Genomic DNA, 15,861 nt, shown 5'->3' on the forward strand with positions numbered 1-15,861 from the left:
AACATTCTCCGAGGGCCCTGCGATCGCCGGGGCCCATGCTCGAATTCCTGCGTGGCCGTGACGTTCTGGTGGCAGGCTGGGGCGTCTCAGGGCGCTCGCTCATCGAGCCGCTACGCGATATCGGCGCCCGCCCGGTTGTCACCGACAACGGTGCTTCCGCGCTGTCCGAGGCGGCGGGGCTCGGCCTGGACATCGCGACGTGCACCGAACTCGAGTCCACCGACTGGAGCCGCTTCGCGCTGGTCATCACCAGCCCAGGCTGGCGACCGGACTCGCCGGTGCTTGCCGCTGCCGTCACCGAAGGCACTCCGGTGTGGGGCGACGTCGAATTCGCCTGGTGGGTCGATCAGGCCAGGATCTACGGCCCGGTCCGCAAGTGGCTGGTGGTGACGGGAACCAACGGCAAGACCACCACCACCTCGATGGTGTACTCGATCCTGCGCGCGGCGGGCATCGCCAGTGTGGCGTGCGGCAATATCGGGCTGCCGATCCTGGATGCGTTGCGGCGCAACCCCGGTCCGCAGGTGCTGGCCGTCGAACTGTCGTCGTTCCAGCTGCACTGGGCGCCGTCGGTGCGGCCGGAGGCGGGCGTGGTGCTCAATGTCGCGGAGGATCACCTGGATTGGCACGGTGGCCTCGACGCCTATGCCGCCGCGAAGGCACGGGCGCTGGTCGGCAGGGTCGGTGTTGTCGGACTCGACGATCCGGTTGCGGCCTCGCTCGCTCGTCGTGCGAAAGCCCGTAGGGTCATCGGTTTCCGTATCGGCGTTCCCGCCGACGGTGAGCTCGGCGTCGTGGACGGCAAGCTGCTCGATCGTGCCTTCACCAAGGCCGCGATCCTGGCCGAGATCGGTGACATCAGCCCGCAGGGACCCGCGGGTATCGCGGACGCACTCGCCGCGTCGGCGCTGACGCGTGCGATCGATGTCGCTCCACAGTTCGTGCGGGAGGGGCTGATCGAGCACAAGGTCGGTCCGCACCGCGCGGCCTTCGTGCGTGAGCTGGACGGCGTCGAGTTCATCGATGATTCCAAGGCAACCAATCCGCACGCGGCGCGGTCATCGATCCTGGCGCATTCGCAGGTGATCTGGCTCGCCGGTGGGCAATTGAAGGGTGCCGCGGTCGAGGATATGGTCGAAGAGGTCGCCGACCGGTTGGTCGCCGCGGTGCTGTTCGGGGCCGACGCGCCGAAAATCGCGGCCGCGTTGGCGCGACACGCGCCCGAGGTCCCTGTCGTCGAGGTGCGCGCGGGAGACGATGCAGAGATGGCTAGAACCGAGAAGGCCGACGCCGTCATGGCCGAGGCCGTGCGCGCGGCGGCTGGGTTCGCCCGTCATGGCGATACCGTGCTGCTGGCTCCCGCCGCCGCGTCGCTGGACATGTTCGCCGACTACACGCACCGAGGACGCAGTTTCGCTGCGGCGGTGCACGCTCTGGAAGATGGTGACATCGGGCGGCGGCTATGACCGAGACGAAGCGGGGCAGCGCCCAGATGGGGACGAAGTTCGGTGCCTGGCTTGCCCGCCCGCTTGCGTCGTTTCATCTGATAGTCACCATTGCCACGCTGCTGACGGTGCTCGGTCTTGTGATGGTGCTCTCCGCGTCGAGCGTCGAGGCGTATGCCGACGGTAGGTCGGCCTATTCGCTGTTCAACCAGCAGGCCATGTTCGCGGCCATCGGTTGCGTGCTGTTCTATCTCGCGCTGCGGATTCCGTTGCGACGGCTGCGTCAATGGTCGTTCCCACTGTTCGCGGGCTCGGTGCTCGCGCTGGTACTGGTGCTGATTCCGGGGATCGGCAGTCAGGTTCAGGGCTCGCGCCGATGGGTCGACCTCGGGCTGATCTCGGTGCAGCCGTCCGAGATCGTGAAGGTGACGCTGGTGGTGTGGGGCGCGCACTTGCTCGCCTCACGCCACGCGGAGCGGGCGAACCTCAAAGAGCTGCTGGTTCCGCTGGTGCCCGCCGGTCTGCTCGTCTGTCTGCTCGTCGTGCTCGAGCCGAACCTGTCCACCACCATCGCGCTCGGCATCGTGCTCGCCGCGCTGCTGTGGTTCGGCGGACTTCCGGTGCGGTTGTTCGTGACGATCGCGGTGTCCGGTGTTGTCGCCGCGGCCATTCTCGCGTTGTCCGCGGGGTACCGATCCGACCGGATGCGTGCCTTCTTCAACCCGGGCGACGATCCGCAGGGCATCGGTTACCAAGCACGCCAAGCGTTGTACTCGCTGGCCGACGGCGGGATCTGGGGCCGCGGCCTCGGTCAGAGCCGCGCCAAGTGGAGCTATTTGCCCAACTCGCACAACGACTTCATCTTCGCCATCATCGGCGAGGAGCTCGGTTTCCTCGGCTGCGCGCTGGTGCTCGGACTGTTCGCGCTGTTCGTCTATACCGGCCTGCGCATTTCGAGCCGCTCGGCCGATCCGTTCCTGCGGCTGCTCACCGCGACCGCGACGACCTGGATCACCGGGCAGGCCCTGATCAATATCGGTTACGTTGTCGGCCTGCTTCCGGTCACCGGATTGCAGTTGCCGCTGGTGTCGGCGGGCGGTTCGTCGCTGGCGATTACGCTGTTCATGTTCGGCATCATCGCTAATGCGGCCAGGCATGAGCCGGAGGCTGTTTCGGCGTTGCATGCCGGGCAGGACGGCCGTTTCAGCAAGCTGCTCCGGTTGCCGAAGCCAGAGGTGTATTCGACTGCGCGGGCGGATGCGGCGCGGGCGCGCTCGGCCGCCGCCAAGGCGGCCAAGTCCGCCGAGAAGGCTCGCGCCGATCGGGCACGGGCCGAGCGGGCCCGGCAGGCGCTGCCGCAGGGGCGGCGTCCGCAGTCCGGCGCCGATCCGGGCAGGCGCCGTGCACCGGAGAGCCGGGGCACGGGGTCGTTGCGTTCGACCAGGGCTTGGGAGCCGAGCTATCCGGTGAATCATGCGAGAGATCGGGGAAGATCCAGGTGAGTGACGTGCGGCCCGCTAGCCGACCGCTGTCGGTGATCGTCGCGGGCGGTGGCACCGCGGGACATATCGAACCTGCGCTTGCCGTCGCGGATGCGCTCGTGCGCCTCGACGATTCGATCCGAGTGACCGCGCTCGGCACCGAACGTGGGCTGGAAACTCGCCTCGTTCCCGAGCGCGGCTATCGGCTGGAGCTGATTCCGCCGGTGCCGTTGCCGCGCAAGCCGACTGCCGATCTGCTGCGGTTGCCCGGCCGTGTTCGCGCTTCGGTGGCACGGACGAGGGCCATTATCGAGGAGGTCGACGCCGATGTGATCGTCGGCTTCGGTGGCTACGTCGCGTTGCCCGCCTACCTGGCCGCGGGCCGGGGAGTATTGCGGCGCAGGCGCGCGGTGCCGGTAGTGGTGCACGAGGCGAATGCGAAAGCGGGCATTGCCAACAAGGTCGGCGCCCGCCGTGCGGCGCGGGTGCTTGCCGCCGTCGCGGGTTCCGGGCTCGCCGGCGCCGAGGTTATCGGCATCCCGGTGCGTGGCTCGATTACCTCGCTGGACAGGGCCGCCTTGCAGGCCGAGGCACGTGCGCATTTCGGTTTGCCGACCCAGGGGCCGGTGCTGCTGGTGTTCGGCGGCTCACAGGGCGCGCGGACGCTGAACGAGGCGGTCTCCGCCGCCGCGCCGCAGCTGGCCGCCGCGGGGATCTCGGTGCTGCACGCGCACGGCCCCAAGAACACCGTGGACGTCGCGGACACCGGCGACGACCGATCGCGGTATGTCGCCGTGCCGTATCTTTCCCGCATGGACCTGGCCTACGCCGCCGCCGACGCGGTCGTTTGCCGGTCCGGTGCGATGACCGTCGCCGAGGTTTCGGCGGTCGGACTGCCCGCGTTCTACGTGCCGCTGCCGCACGGCAACGGTGAGCAGGAGCTCAATGCCAGACCCGTCGTCGGTCAAGGCGGTGGCAGAATTGTGGCTGATTCCGAACTGACCGCGAAATACGTAATCGACGAGGTGATCCCGCTGCTGACCGACCCCGCACGGCTGATCGAGATGAGCTTGTCCGCCGCAGGCGCCGGACATCGTGATGCCGCCGATGCGGTGGCGCGAATCGTCGTGCAGGTGTCGGGCCGATGAGCGAGGCGAGTGTCAACCAGGTGGGATCCGAGGCCGTGGACGAGCGTTCGGCGCTGCCGCCCGAGTTGGAACGGGTGCACATGGTCGGCATCGGGGGCGCGGGGATGTCCGGCATCGCACGCATTCTGCTCGCGCGCGGTGGCGCCGTGTCCGGTTCGGACGCCAAGGAGAGTCGCGGTGTGCTCGCACTGCGGGCCCGTGGTGCGCAGGTGCGCATCGGCCACGATGCGAGCGCGCTCGACCTGCTACCCGGCGGCGCGTCCGCGGTGGTCACCACCTACGCGGCCATCCCGAAGACCAATCCGGAACTGGTCGAGGCGAATCGGCGCGGCATCCCGGTGCTGCTGCGCCCCGCGGTGCTCGCCTCCCTCATGCAGGGGCATCGCACGCTGCTGGTTTCCGGCACACACGGCAAAACATCCACTACATCGATGCTGATCGTCACGTTGCAGCACTGCGGGTTCGATCCGTCCTTCGCGGTCGGTGGCGAACTCAACGAAGCGGGCACCAACGCCCATCACGGCACCGGTGAGATCTTCGTCGCCGAGGCCGACGAGAGCGACGGCTCACTGCTGCAATACGACCCGCATGTCGCGGTGGTCACCAATATCGAATCCGATCACCTGGACTTCTTCGGTTCGGACGAGGCCTACGTGCAGGTCTTCGACGATTTCGCCGATCGGCTTTCCGAGGGCGGACTGCTGGTGGTGTGCCTGGACGACCCCGGCTCGCTGGCATTGGCCGAACGGGTCGGCACCCGGCTCGCGGACAAGAACATTCGGGTATTGGGCTACGGGTCGGGCGAGCTGCCCGACGCGCCGGTGCCGGTCGGGGTGCGACTGCACAGCTGGGAGCCGCGCGATGTCGGCGGCGTCGCCCAGTTCCAGCTCGCCGACGAAGCCGCGCCGCGCACTCTGCGATTGTCGGTGCCGGGCAGGCATATGGCGCTCAACGCGCTCGCCGCGCTGCTCGCGGCCCGCGCCGCCGGTGCCGACGTGGCCGAAATCGTCCAGGGCCTGGAGGGTTTCGGCGGGGTGCACCGCAGGTTCCAGTTCGTGGGACGCGAAAACGGCGTGCGTGTCTTCGACGACTATGCCCACCATCCGACCGAAGTTCGTGCGGTGCTCGGCGCGGCCGCCGAGCTGGTCCAGCAGGAGGCCCGCGACGGCGCCCGCTCCAGGCAGGGCCGGGTCATCGTGGTGTTCCAGCCGCATCTCTACAGCCGCACCGCGACCTTCGCCGGTGACTTCGGCGCCGCGCTGAGCCTGGCCGACGAGGTGGTCGTGCTCGATGTCTTCGGTGCGCGGGAAAAGCCGCTGCCGGGGGTCAACGGTGCGCTTGTCGCCCAGTCGGTCACCAAACCTGTGCATTACCAACCGGATATGTCGCGGGTCGGCCGTCAGGTCGCGGCGCTCGCGCTGCCAGGCGATGTGGTGATCACCATGGGCGCGGGCGATGTGACGATGCTCGGCAGTCAAATCCTCGACGGGCTGCGGGCCCGTCCACAGTACGGGCGGTGAGACACGATGCCGTGGCGACAAATCCGGCTGTGGGGTTCGCTCGGTGTGTTTCTGCTCGTCGTTCTCGGTGTCCTGGCTTGGTTTACGCCGATGCTTTCGGTGCGCACCGTCGAGATCGATGGGTTGGTCACGGTGTCACAGCAGCAGGTGCGCGAGCATTTGCAGATCCCGTCGGGGCGCTCGATGCTGCGTATCGACACGACGTCGGTGGCACGGCGGGTCGCGAGCGTCCCGAAAGTGCGTACGGTTCGGGTGCAGCGGGTGTTTCCGTCCACCGTCAAGGTGACGGTGGACGAGCGCAGCCCGACCTTGTTCTTCGACAGCCCGCAGGGCGCGCATCTAGTGGACGCGGAGAGCGTCGAATTCGCGATCGAGTCCGCCCCGATCGGCGTGCCGAAACTGATCACCGATCATCCGGGCGGCGACGATCCCGTCACCAAATCCGCCGTGTCGGTGCTTGCCGCGCTGCCGCCCTCGCTGAGCATTCAGGTGGGCGAGGTTGTCGCGCGGTCGATTTCGGATATTTCGCTGAACCTGCGCGACGGGCGCACTGTACTGTGGGGCGGGACGAACGACGCCCAGCGCAAGGCAGCTGTCGTTTTGCCGCTGCTCACAAGGGACGGCACGGTCTACGACGTGTCGAGTCCGAATCTCGTCACGGTAAAGTGATCGACACCCATTGCGCCCGGGGAATTTTCGGTGGAGCTCTCGTATTTCGGAGGGCTGACACAGAGACGGGGCATCGGGGGCAACCGTCCACGATACTGTGCGTTGTGCGGCGAGACGAGAGGGATCACACAAGATTCTGTCACTCGTTTCGGCGCGCCTGCGCACGGATCGCGGCGGCGGCGAATAGCGTTCCGCACCAGTCGGATACTTGACATAACGCCAACCCTATGGTTGAGGTTTAGGGTTTTGCGCCCGGCCGAGTGTTGAGAATCCGAAAACGACAGGCTTTAGATCGAAGGAAGGCGAGAGCCCATGACGCCCCCGCACAACTACCTTGCAGTGATCAAGGTCGTCGGTATCGGCGGCGGCGGTGTGAATGCCGTCAACCGGATGATCGAACAGGGTCTCAAGGGAGTCGAGTTCATCGCGGTCAATACTGACGCGCAGGCCCTGCTGATGAGCGACGCCGACGTCAAGCTCGACGTCGGCCGTGAGCTCACCCGCGGCCTCGGCGCCGGTGCTGACCCCGAGGTCGGCCGCAGGGCCGCAGAAGATCACAAGGACGAGATCGAAGAGGTGCTCAAGGGCGCCGACATGGTCTTCGTCACCGCGGGCGAGGGCGGTGGCACCGGAACCGGTGGTGCGCCGGTCGTCGCCCAGATCGCGCGCAAGCTCGGTGCCCTGACCATCGGTGTGGTCACCAGGCCGTTCTCCTTCGAGGGCAAGCGGCGTGGCAACCAGGCCGAGGTGGGTATCAACCTGCTGCGCGAATCCTGCGACACGCTGATCGTCATCCCGAACGACCGACTGCTACAGCTCGGCGACGCCGCGGTGAGCCTGATGGACGCGTTCCGTTCCGCCGACGAGGTGCTCCTCAACGGTGTCCAGGGCATCACCGACCTGATCACGACCCCGGGTCTGATCAACGTCGACTTCGCCGACGTCAAGAGCGTGATGTCCGGCGCGGGCAGCGCGCTGATGGGCATCGGTTCGGCGCGCGGCGAGGGCCGCTCGGTGAAAGCCGCGGAGTCGGCGATCAATTCACCGCTGCTCGAGGCGTCCATGGACGGCGCACACGGCGTGCTGCTTTCGATCGCGGGCGGCTCCGATCTCGGTCTATTCGAAATCAACGAGGCCGCGTCGCTGGTGCAGGAGGCCGCGCACATCGAGGCCAACATCATCTTCGGCACCGTGATCGATGATTCGCTCGGCGACGAGGTGCGCGTCACCGTGATCGCGGCGGGCTTCGACAGCGGCGCGCCCTCCCGGCGCACGTTCGAACCCGCGAACCGGGGCACGATCGGGTCAGCGCGAGCGGGTGAAGTCGCGCAGAGCCGCACCAGCGAGGTCGCGGCGTCCTCGCGCAGCGAAACCTTGCCCGCGGCAAGCCAGCCCGTCTCGACCCGGGGAGCCGTGCCGAGCTACCGGGACAGCGAGCGCGCCCGCACCCTCGCCGAGCCGACGGTCACCAGCAACTCGCGCTCGCACATCGAACCCCCCGATGCGGGCGACGACGATGATGACGTCGACGTGCCGTCGTTCATGCGCAGGTAACCAGGCGTACCTCCGCCTTCGCTCCGGCCATGCGCGGTCTGAGGGCGGACTTCGTCCGACTGCGTTGATCAGGCGTACCTCCGCCTTCCCTCCGGCCATGCGCGGTCTGAGGGCGGACTTCGTCCGACTGCGTTGATCGGGCGTACCTCCGCCTTCGCTCCGGCCATGCGCGGTCTGCGGGCGGACTTCGTTCGACTGCGCCTATTAGGCTGGCGTCATGACAATTGCGCCGACGCTGACCGTTCGACGGGTGACCACCACGCGAGCGGGGGGCTTCTCGGCATCGCCGTACGAGTCGTTCAATCTCGGCGATCACGTGGGGGACAACCCGGCGACGGTGCGGCGCAACCGGGATCGGCTGGCCGAGGGGATCGGGCTCGCACCGGAGCGCTTGGTGTGGATGGAACAAATCCACGGACGCAATGTCGAAATCATCGATGGCCCACAGGCCGAGCCCGTCCCCGCGACCGACGCGCTGGTCACCACGGTGCCCGGTCTCGCGCTGGTGGTGCTGAGTGCGGACTGTGTGCCGATCCTGCTGTCCGATGACGAGGCAGGCGTGGTCGCGGCCGTGCACGCAGGACGCATCGGAGCCCGTATCGGCATCGTGCCGCGCGTGCTCGACGCGATGGTGTCCGTCGGCGCCAGGCTCGATCGGATCGGCGCCTTCCTCGGCCCCGCCGCCTCCGGCCGCCAATACGAGGTGCCCGCCGCGATGCGCGCGGATGTGGAAGCGCATCTGCCCGGCAGCGCGACCACCACAGTCCGCCATACTCCCGGCCTCGATCTGCGTGCCGGAATCCGCAGGCAGCTCACCGAAGCCGGTGTCGCCGCGATCGCGGTCGACCCGCGCTGCACCATCGAAGATCGCACCCTGTTCAGCCACCGTCGCGGCGCGCCTACCGGCAGGATAGGCAGTGTGATCTGGGCACAGGCGGGCGCGTGAGTAGCACTGAGTCGCAAACCTTTGCGGCAGCGGCCTTCGACGGCAGGATCGCGGAGTTGGCGGAGAACCTGGCCGGGCTGAACAAGCGGATCGGCGCGGCCTGCCATGCGGTGGGGCGCGATCCGGCATCGGTACGGCTGCTGCCGGTGACGAAATTCTTCCCGGCTTCCGATGTCGCCATCCTGCACCGATTGGGTTGCCGCGATTTCGGTGAGTCGAGGGAGCAGGAGGCCACCGCGAAGGTTGCCGAGCTCGGCGAGCTGGAGGATGTGCGGTGGCACATGATCGGCCGGTTGCAGCGCAACAAGGCGCGAGTCGTCTCGCGCTGGGCCTACGCCGTGCACTCGGTGGACAGCGAACGATTGGCAATGGCTCTTGACACCGCGGCGCGCTCCGCGCTCGATGCGGGGGAGCGGACGGACCCGGTTCGGGTCCTTGTTCAGGTCAGCCTGGACAAGGATCCCGGCCGCGGCGGCGTCGCGCCCGAAGAGCTTGCGGCGCTGGCAGATCGGGTCGCCGGTTCCGAAGGGCTTCGACTGGCTGGGCTGATGGCGATCGCGCCGCTCGATGACGACCCGGCCGCCGCGTTCGGCCGCCTCGCCACGGTGCGTGCCCGACTACTGCTCGACCATCCCGACGCCCGAGAACTTTCCGCGGGAATGTCCGGCGATCTGGAATCGGCAATAGAACACGGTTCCTCCTGTGTGCGTGTCGGAACCGCCTTGATGGGCGCTCGACCGATAACCTCGGCGTAGCAAAGAAACCTCATCAGTCACATTCGACACATATGCTTTGGGACAGAAGAGGGCTGAGCAAGACTTCAACACCCGGCCGCCACCGGGGCCGAAGGAAGGTCGACCAGAATGAGCGAGCGCAGCGAGCGAGTAACCGACGCAACCACCACCGTGGTCATGACGGAGCCGAGCGTTAGTGAGGCGTGGTCCTCGAGTGAGCGCAGCGAGCGAGCGATCGGCTCAGCCACCGCCGTGGTCATGACAGGGCCGAGCGTTAGTGAGGCGTGGTCCTCGAGTGAGCGCAGCGAGCGAGCGATCGGCTCAGCCACCGCCGTGGTCATGACAGGGCCGAGCGTCAGCGAGGCGCGGTCATGAGCACGCTGCACAAGTTCAAGGCTTACTTCGGCATGGTTCCGCTCGAGGACTATGAAGACGACTATGTCGCCGAGCATGCCCCTCGGGGCTTGGATGAGCGTGCCACCCGTAGGCCTCGTGACTACGGCGACCGCGCGGGCTACAACGCCCCTCGGTACTCGGACGATCGGTATGGTGCCGATCGCTTCGATGACGAATCCGATTACGCGGAGCCGGCTTACAAGTCGCCGTACAAGGCCGGGTACCCGGTGTCACGTCGCGACGACTACTCCGACGAGTCCTACAACGACGACCGCTACGAGGCGCCACGCCGCCCGACCCGGATCGAGTCAGCGCCGACCGCGGGCCGATTCCGTGCCGGTGGTGGCAACGCGCCGATGATGCGGGGGGCCACCAGGGGTGCGCTTGCCGTCGATCCCGAGGCCGAGGAGCGGCGGCTCGAGGAGCGCGTGCGCCCCGAGCCCGCGCCCGTGCGTCGTCCCGGGATGTTCGAGGACGGAGGCCCCTTGTCCAAGATCACGACGCTGCGCCCGCGTGACTACAGCGAGGCCCGCATCATCGGTGAGCGCTTCCGTGAGGGTAACCCGGTGATCATGGACCTGGTCGACCTGAGCAATGCCGATGCCAAGCGGCTCGTAGATTTCGCCGCGGGCCTGGCCTTCGCGCTGCGTGGTTCGTTCGACAAGGTCGCGACCAAAGTGTTCCTGCTCTCACCGGCCGACGTGGACGTATCGGCCGAGGAGCGTCGCAGGATCGCCGAAACCGGCTTCTACAACCAGAAATAGCGGTCTGTTCCGGGGGCGGTCTCAGACCTGTTGCGCATGGGGCGGATCTTTTCGAGCGAGCTGCGAGCCATCGCTAGCGGTGTGGTCATTTTGCGCGGCGGGGATTTTCGGGCAGAGTGAAGTCGTGGCCTTGTTCGCGGTGCTGTACTTCGTACTGTTCATCTTCTGGCTGTTGCTCATCAGCCGGGTGATCGTCGAGTTCATCCGGAGCTTTGCTCGTGACTGGCGCCCGAGTGGCTTCGTTGTCGTCATCCTCGAGGTGATCTTCACGATCACCGATCCTCCGGTGAAACTCCTGAGGCGGTTGATACCACCGGTGTCATTGGGAGGAATTCGACTCGACCTATCGATTATGGTCCTGCTTTTCATCGTCTTCATACTGATGTCGATCGTGGGCAGGCTCGGGCAACCGGTAGCCCCGGTGTGACAGAATGAACCGAGAAGATAGCTTGCTAGATCTGCTAGATCTCCAAAAGACGCGTGAAGGGATCCTTCCATGCCGCTGACCCCAGCCGATGTGCACAACGTCGCGTTCAGCAAACCGCCGATCGGGAAGCGCGGCTACAACGAGGATGAAGTAGATGCCTTCCTGGATCTCGTGGAGCAGGAGCTCTCGCGGCTGATCGAAGAGAACGCCGACCTGCGCCAACGGGTCGCCGAGCTGGACGCGGAACTGGCCGATGCCAAGAAGAATCGCGGCCCTGCCAGGCAGGATGTCGTGAAACCCCCGATTCAGCAGGCCCCGCCGCCGCTCCCGGAGCCGATCAAGCCTCCGGTGCAGCAGGCCCCGCCGCCACTTCCGATGCCGGTGGCCGCGCCCATCGCGAAGGAGCCGCCGAGCGCGGACGCGAACTTGCAGGCAGCCAAGGTGCTCAGCCTCGCCCAGGAGATGGCGGACCGGCTGACCAGCGATGCCAAGACCGAGGCGGAGAACCTGCTCTCGAACGCTCGGGCAAATTCCGAGCGACTCGTCGGAGATGCCCGAAATCGCTCCGAAGCAATGATCGCCGATGCCCGCCAGAAGTCGGATGCGATGCTCTCGGACGCGCAGAGCCGCTCGGACAACCAGCTGCGCCAGGCCAAGGAAAAGGCCGACGCATTGCAGGCCGATGCCGAGCGCAAGCACACCGAGATCATGGCGACCATCACCCAGCAGCGCAGCGTGCTGGAGAGCCGGATCGAGCAGCTCAAGACCTTCGAGCGCGAATACCGCGTGCGGCTCAAGTCGTACCTGGAATCGCAGCTCGAGGAGCTGGAGAACCGCGGCTCGGCAGTCCCGGTCGATGGCGACGGTGCTTTCGCCGACGCCAACACGGCCAACAATCTCGCGCCGGCGTCATTTGCCAAGGGCGGCAAGTAGTCTGGTTCTCAGGCCGATATGGCCGCCTTTGTAGTCCTGCCACCTGGCATGTCTAGGGGGTCAACATGCTTGTATCGACGCTCGTCCTCGCTGCTGTAGGTTTCGCCCTGCTGGTGGCCGCGCTGACCACCGGATCCGTGGTGTGGGCGTGGGGATGCATTGTTGTCTGTGTATTGGGTGCTGTGTTGTTGTTGGTGAGTGCGCTGTCCATGCGGAGCCCGGAGGGTGATTCCATGCCTCCTCCTGGGCGACACGCCAAACGTTGAGGTCGGGCCACGCAAAGTGGGTTGACCACTCTGACTAGAATCAAACATATGCGGCGTTGATCCGGCCATCACCGGGGAGTCTTCGGAAGAACAGCGTTACGGGCGAACGCCCGCGCCAAGTAGAACCGAACGGGTGAGCCCGTCACAGCTCATGACGAGAGGTCCAGGGCAGCTCTCCTGGACAAGCGGGGTGGTACCGCGGTATCGGCGCAACCGGCGCCGGGATCGTCCCCGTGCTGACACATACGCGCCATCGGCGCGGCGGCACGAGGAGACGGCATCCGCGATGGCGGACGACACTTCCAGTAGCGCATACCCCCGCGTCGACCTCGGAGCAGGCAGCGGGGCGAGGTTCCCTGACCTGGAGCGACGTGTTCTCGCGGAGTGGGAGGCCGATGACACCTTCCGCGCAAGCATCGAAAACCGTTCGGGTGCAGCGGAGTTCGTCTTTTATGACGGCCCACCGTTTGCCAACGGTCTGCCACATTACGGACATTTGCTCACCGGCTATGTGAAGGATCTGGTTCCGCGTTTCCAGACGATGCGTGGTAAGCGCGTCGATCGGCGATTCGGTTGGGACTGTCACGGATTGCCCGCGGAAATCGAGGCGGAAAAGCAGCTCGGTATCACGGACAAATCACAGATCGATGAGATGGGGCTGGCGGAATTCAACGCCGCCTGTAAATCCTCGGTGCTGCGCTACACCGGAGAATGGCGCGACTACGTGACGCGTCAGGCGCGCTGGGTCGACTTCGAGAACGACTACAAGACACTGGATCTCGACTTCATGGAGTCGGTGATGTGGACGTTCAAGTCATTGCACGAGAAGGGCCTGATCTATCAGGGCTTTCGGGTGCTGCCCTACAGCTGGTATGAGCAGACGCCATTGTCCAATCAGGAGACCCGCCTCGACGACGCTTACAAGATGCGTCAGGACCCGGCCGTCACCGTGGACATGGTGCTGCGGGTACCGGCGGAGCATCCTCTGCACGCGCTCGACGGCGCCAATGCGCTGATCTGGACCACCACGCCGTGGACGTTGCCGTCCAACCTCGCCATCGCGGTGCACCCCGACGTGCGTTACGTGCACCTGCGTGCGGCTGACGGCAAGCGGTATGTGCTGGCCGCCGAACGGCTCTCGCATTACACCCGCGAATTCGGCGAAGAGCCGCAGGTGCTGGCGGAGTACGACGGTGCCGCGCTCACCGATCTGTCCTACCAGCCGCCGTTCGACTTCTTCGTCGGTCACCCGCGGGCGCATCGGGTACTGACCGCCGACTATGTGACCACCGACTCCGGCACCGGAATCGTCCATCTCGCTCCCGCTTTCGGTGAGGAGGACATGGACGTCGCCACCGCCAACGGCATCGAGCTGGTGCAGCCGCTGGACCCCGGCGGCAAGTTCACCTCGATGGTGCCGCCATACGAGGGTCTGATGGTCTTCGATGCCAATCCGGTGATCATCAAGGATCTCAAGGCCGCGGGAAAGCTGTTGCGGCACGAGACGATCGAGCACTCCTACCCGCACAGCTGGCGTTCGGGCCAGCCGCTGATCTATATGGCGGTGCCGTCCTGGTTCGTCGCGGTCACCAAGTTCCGCGACCGGATGGTGGAGCTGAACAAGCAGATCAGCTGGGTGCCCGAACACATGAAGGACGGCCAGTTCGGCAAGTGGCTCGAGGGTGCCAGGGACTGGAACATCAGCCGTAATCGCTACTGGGGCAGCCCGATCCCGGTCTGGGTATCCGACGATCCCGGCTACCCGCGTACCGATGTCTACGGCTCGCTCGACGAGCTGGAGCGTGACTTCGGTGTGCGCCCATCCGATCTGCACCGGCCCATGATCGACGACCTGACCCGGCCGAATCCCGATGACCCGACCGGCAATTCGACCATGCGCCGGGTCCCGGAGGTGCTGGACTGCTGGTTCGAGTCCGGCTCGATGCCGTATGCCCAGGTGCACTACCCGTTCGAGAACAACGAATGGTTCGACAACCACTTCCCAGGTGACTTCATCGTCGAGTACAACGGGCAGACCAGGGGCTGGTTCTACAACCTGCATGTGCTCTCCACCGCGCTGTTCGACAGCCCAGCCTTCAAAACCGTTGTCGCGCACGGCATCGTGCTCGGTGACGACGGGCTGAAGATGAGCAAGTCCAAGGGCAACTACCCGGACGTGAACGAGGTGTTCGATCGGGACGGCTCCGACGCGATGCGCTGGTTCCTGATGAGCTCGCCGATCCTGCGCGGCGGCAATCTCATCGTCACCGAGCGCGGCATCCGCGAAGGCGTCGGCCACGCGCTGCGCCCGCTGTGGAACGCGTGGACCTTCCTGCAGCTCTACGCATCCCGTCCGGGGACATGGCGCACGGATTCGACCAACGTGCTCGATCGCTACATCCTGGCCAAGCTGGCCGCGACCAGGGACGCGATGACCGAGGCGCTGGAGACCTACGACATCGCGGGCGCTTGCGACGAGCTGCGCGCGTTCGCCGACGCGCTCACCAATTGGTATGTGCGCCGGTCACGTTCGCGGTTCTGGAGCGAGGATCGCGACGCCGTCGACACCCTGCACACGGTGCTCGAAGTCGTCACCAGGCTGGCCGCACCGCTGCTGCCGCTGATCTGCGAGGTGATCTGGCGTGGGCTGACCGGTGAGCGGTCGGTGCATCTGACCGACTGGCCCAAGGACGGTGAGCTGCCGCAGGATCCGGAGCTCGTCTCCGCGATGGACGAGGTGAGGGTGGTCTGCTCGACGGTGCTCGGCCTGCGCAAGGCACAGAACCTGCGGGTGCGACTGCCGCTGGCCGAGGCGACTATCGCGGCGCCCGACGCCGAGCGGATGCGCCCGTACACGGACATCATCGCCGACGAGGTGAACGTCAAGAAGGTCGATTTGACCACCGACGTCGCGGTGCACGGCCGGTTCGAGCTGGTCGTCAACGCCCGTGCCGCAGGCCCGCGCCTTGGCAAGGACGTGCAGACGGTAATCAAGGCGGTCAAGGCGGGCGAGTGGTCCGAGAACGCCGACGGCGTCGTCACGGCGGCCGGTATCGGGCTGCTGCCCGAGGAGTACACCCAGCGCCTGGTCGCCGCCGAACCCGAATCCACCGCTGCGCTGCCGGGCAATGCGGGTCTGGTGGTGCTGAACTCGGTGGTGACCGAGGAGCTGGAGGCCGAGGGTTGGGCCCGTGATGTGATCCGCGATCTGCAGGAGACCAGGAAGTCGGCGGGGCTCGAGGTTTCCGACCGCATCACGGTGGTCCTTGGGGTGCCTGCCGAGCGGGCCGCGTGGGCCAAGACCCATCGTGACCTCATCGCCGGTGAAATCCTGGCCACCGAGCTGACCTTCGGCGACCCGGGCGCCGATGCCGCCGAGATCGTCGGTGGTGTGCGGGTTTCTCTCGCCAAGGTCTGACCGGGAGAGCCGATCGGCAATGAAGGGCGGGACCGAGTCGGTCCCGCCCTTCGTCGTTCGCGGCATCTGATTGTGTAACGCAAGCGGTCAAGTGTGATTAACGTCACATGCTGAAAATTTGCTGGAACCCTTGTCTCGATCTTGAAGAGACCGGCACAAT

14 protein-coding genes are annotated in these 15,861 nt (G+C 66.3%); 13 read left to right on the forward strand and 1 reads right to left on the reverse strand.

Annotated elements, in window-relative coordinates; translation table 11 throughout:
- The first annotated feature begins 35 nt into the window (after positions 1-35).
- The 8 genes from murD to ACLMAJ_RS10495 all read left to right on the forward strand — a co-directional run bounded on the left by murD (position 36) and on the right by ACLMAJ_RS10495 (position 9,518).
- Positions 36-1,466 carry a UDP-N-acetylmuramoyl-L-alanine--D-glutamate ligase gene (murD, locus tag ACLMAJ_RS10460; protein ID WP_412013672.1) on the forward strand — a complete coding sequence of 477 codons (1,431 nt, stop codon included), beginning with the start codon at positions 36-38 and terminating at the stop codon, positions 1,464-1,466.
- Positions 1,463-2,947, forward strand: coding sequence for a putative lipid II flippase FtsW (ftsW, locus tag ACLMAJ_RS10465; RefSeq protein WP_412013383.1), 1,485 nt, complete (start codon positions 1,463-1,465; stop codon positions 2,945-2,947). Before murD ends, ftsW begins: the two co-directional genes overlap by 4 nt.
- Complete coding sequence (murG, locus tag ACLMAJ_RS10470) at positions 2,944-4,074, forward strand: undecaprenyldiphospho-muramoylpentapeptide beta-N-acetylglucosaminyltransferase (protein WP_412013384.1); 1,131 nt, start codon at positions 2,944-2,946, stop codon at positions 4,072-4,074. Before ftsW ends, murG begins: the two co-directional genes overlap by 4 nt.
- The gene (murC, locus tag ACLMAJ_RS10475) at positions 4,071-5,594 is read left to right on the forward strand and encodes a UDP-N-acetylmuramate--L-alanine ligase (protein WP_412013385.1); all 1,524 of its coding nucleotides are present in this window, start codon (positions 4,071-4,073) and stop codon (positions 5,592-5,594) included. The genes murG and murC overlap by 4 nt, the downstream gene beginning before the upstream one ends.
- A gap of 6 nt (positions 5,595-5,600) precedes the next feature.
- A complete protein-coding gene (locus ACLMAJ_RS10480) occupies positions 5,601-6,263 on the forward strand; it encodes a cell division protein FtsQ/DivIB (protein ID WP_412013386.1) in 663 nt (220 codons plus the stop codon).
- A gap of 312 nt (positions 6,264-6,575) precedes the next feature.
- Positions 6,576-7,817 (forward strand): cell division protein FtsZ, encoded by a 1,242-nt coding sequence (gene ftsZ, locus ACLMAJ_RS10485; RefSeq protein ID WP_412013387.1) that lies wholly within the window; start codon positions 6,576-6,578, stop codon positions 7,815-7,817.
- A gap of 217 nt (positions 7,818-8,034) precedes the next feature.
- The gene (gene pgeF, locus ACLMAJ_RS10490; RefSeq protein ID WP_412013388.1) at positions 8,035-8,763 is read left to right on the forward strand and encodes a peptidoglycan editing factor PgeF; all 729 of its coding nucleotides are present in this window, start codon (positions 8,035-8,037) and stop codon (positions 8,761-8,763) included.
- Positions 8,760-9,518, forward strand: a complete 759-nt coding sequence (locus tag ACLMAJ_RS10495; protein WP_412013389.1) for a YggS family pyridoxal phosphate-dependent enzyme — start codon at positions 8,760-8,762, stop codon at positions 9,516-9,518. The genes pgeF and ACLMAJ_RS10495 overlap by 4 nt, the downstream gene beginning before the upstream one ends.
- A gap of 65 nt (positions 9,519-9,583) precedes the next feature.
- Here ACLMAJ_RS10495 and ACLMAJ_RS10500 read toward each other — a convergent pair whose 3' ends face one another.
- Positions 9,584-9,838 (reverse strand): hypothetical protein, encoded by a 255-nt coding sequence (locus ACLMAJ_RS10500; protein WP_412013390.1) that lies wholly within the window; start codon positions 9,836-9,838, stop codon positions 9,584-9,586.
- Positions 9,839-9,868: 30 nt separating this feature from the next.
- Here ACLMAJ_RS10500 and ACLMAJ_RS10505 point away from each other — a divergent pair, with 30 nt between their 5' ends.
- From ACLMAJ_RS10505 to ileS, 5 genes are all read left to right on the forward strand, one after another.
- Entirely contained in the window at positions 9,869-10,657 is a 789-nt protein-coding gene (locus ACLMAJ_RS10505) for a cell division protein SepF (protein ID WP_412013391.1), read from the forward strand.
- Between the two features lie 124 nt (positions 10,658-10,781).
- On the forward strand, positions 10,782-11,084 hold the full coding sequence (locus ACLMAJ_RS10510) for a YggT family protein (RefSeq protein WP_228000883.1): 303 nt from the start codon (positions 10,782-10,784) through the stop codon (positions 11,082-11,084).
- Positions 11,085-11,153: 69 nt separating this feature from the next.
- Positions 11,154-12,017: a DivIVA-like cell division protein Wag31 gene (gene wag31, locus ACLMAJ_RS10515; protein ID WP_412013392.1), complete on the forward strand. Its 864-nt coding sequence runs from the start codon at positions 11,154-11,156 to the stop codon at positions 12,015-12,017.
- Between the two features lie 65 nt (positions 12,018-12,082).
- Positions 12,083-12,283 carry a hypothetical protein gene (locus ACLMAJ_RS10520; RefSeq protein ID WP_412013393.1) on the forward strand — a complete coding sequence of 67 codons (201 nt, stop codon included), beginning with the start codon at positions 12,083-12,085 and terminating at the stop codon, positions 12,281-12,283.
- Positions 12,284-12,569: 286 nt separating this feature from the next.
- Positions 12,570-15,701, forward strand: coding sequence for an isoleucine--tRNA ligase (ileS, locus tag ACLMAJ_RS10525; RefSeq protein ID WP_412013394.1), 3,132 nt, complete (start codon positions 12,570-12,572; stop codon positions 15,699-15,701).
- Positions 15,702-15,861: the final 160 nt, after the last annotated feature.

It is taken from the genome of Nocardia arseniciresistens (assembly GCF_046764875.1).
GTDB classification, from domain to species: Bacteria; Actinomycetota; Actinomycetes; order Mycobacteriales; family Mycobacteriaceae; genus Nocardia; species Nocardia arseniciresistens.

Bases quoted from the DNA above. Each gene is read 5' to 3' on its own strand.
- wag31 (WP_412013392.1), top strand. From the start codon at position 11,154: ATGCCGCTGACCCCAGCCGATGTGCACAACGTCGCGTTCAGCAAACCG.
- ACLMAJ_RS10520 (WP_412013393.1), top strand. From the start codon at position 12,083: ATGCTTGTATCGACGCTCGTCCTCGCTGCTGTAGGTTTCGCCCTGCTG.
- ACLMAJ_RS10500 (WP_412013390.1), bottom strand. From the start codon at position 9,838: ATGACCACGGCGGTGGCTGAGCCGATCGCTCGCTCGCTGCGCTCACTC.
- ftsW (WP_412013383.1), top strand. From the start codon at position 1,463: ATGACCGAGACGAAGCGGGGCAGCGCCCAGATGGGGACGAAGTTCGGT.
- ileS (WP_412013394.1), top strand. From the start codon at position 12,570: ATGGCGGACGACACTTCCAGTAGCGCATACCCCCGCGTCGACCTCGGA.
- ftsZ (WP_412013387.1), top strand. From the start codon at position 6,576: ATGACGCCCCCGCACAACTACCTTGCAGTGATCAAGGTCGTCGGTATC.
- ACLMAJ_RS10480 (WP_412013386.1), top strand. From the start codon at position 5,601: ATGCCGTGGCGACAAATCCGGCTGTGGGGTTCGCTCGGTGTGTTTCTG.
- ACLMAJ_RS10505 (WP_412013391.1), top strand. From the start codon at position 9,869: ATGAGCACGCTGCACAAGTTCAAGGCTTACTTCGGCATGGTTCCGCTC.
- pgeF (WP_412013388.1), top strand. From the start codon at position 8,035: ATGACAATTGCGCCGACGCTGACCGTTCGACGGGTGACCACCACGCGA.
- murC (WP_412013385.1), top strand. From the start codon at position 4,071: ATGAGCGAGGCGAGTGTCAACCAGGTGGGATCCGAGGCCGTGGACGAG.
- murD (WP_412013672.1), top strand. From the start codon at position 36: ATGCTCGAATTCCTGCGTGGCCGTGACGTTCTGGTGGCAGGCTGGGGC.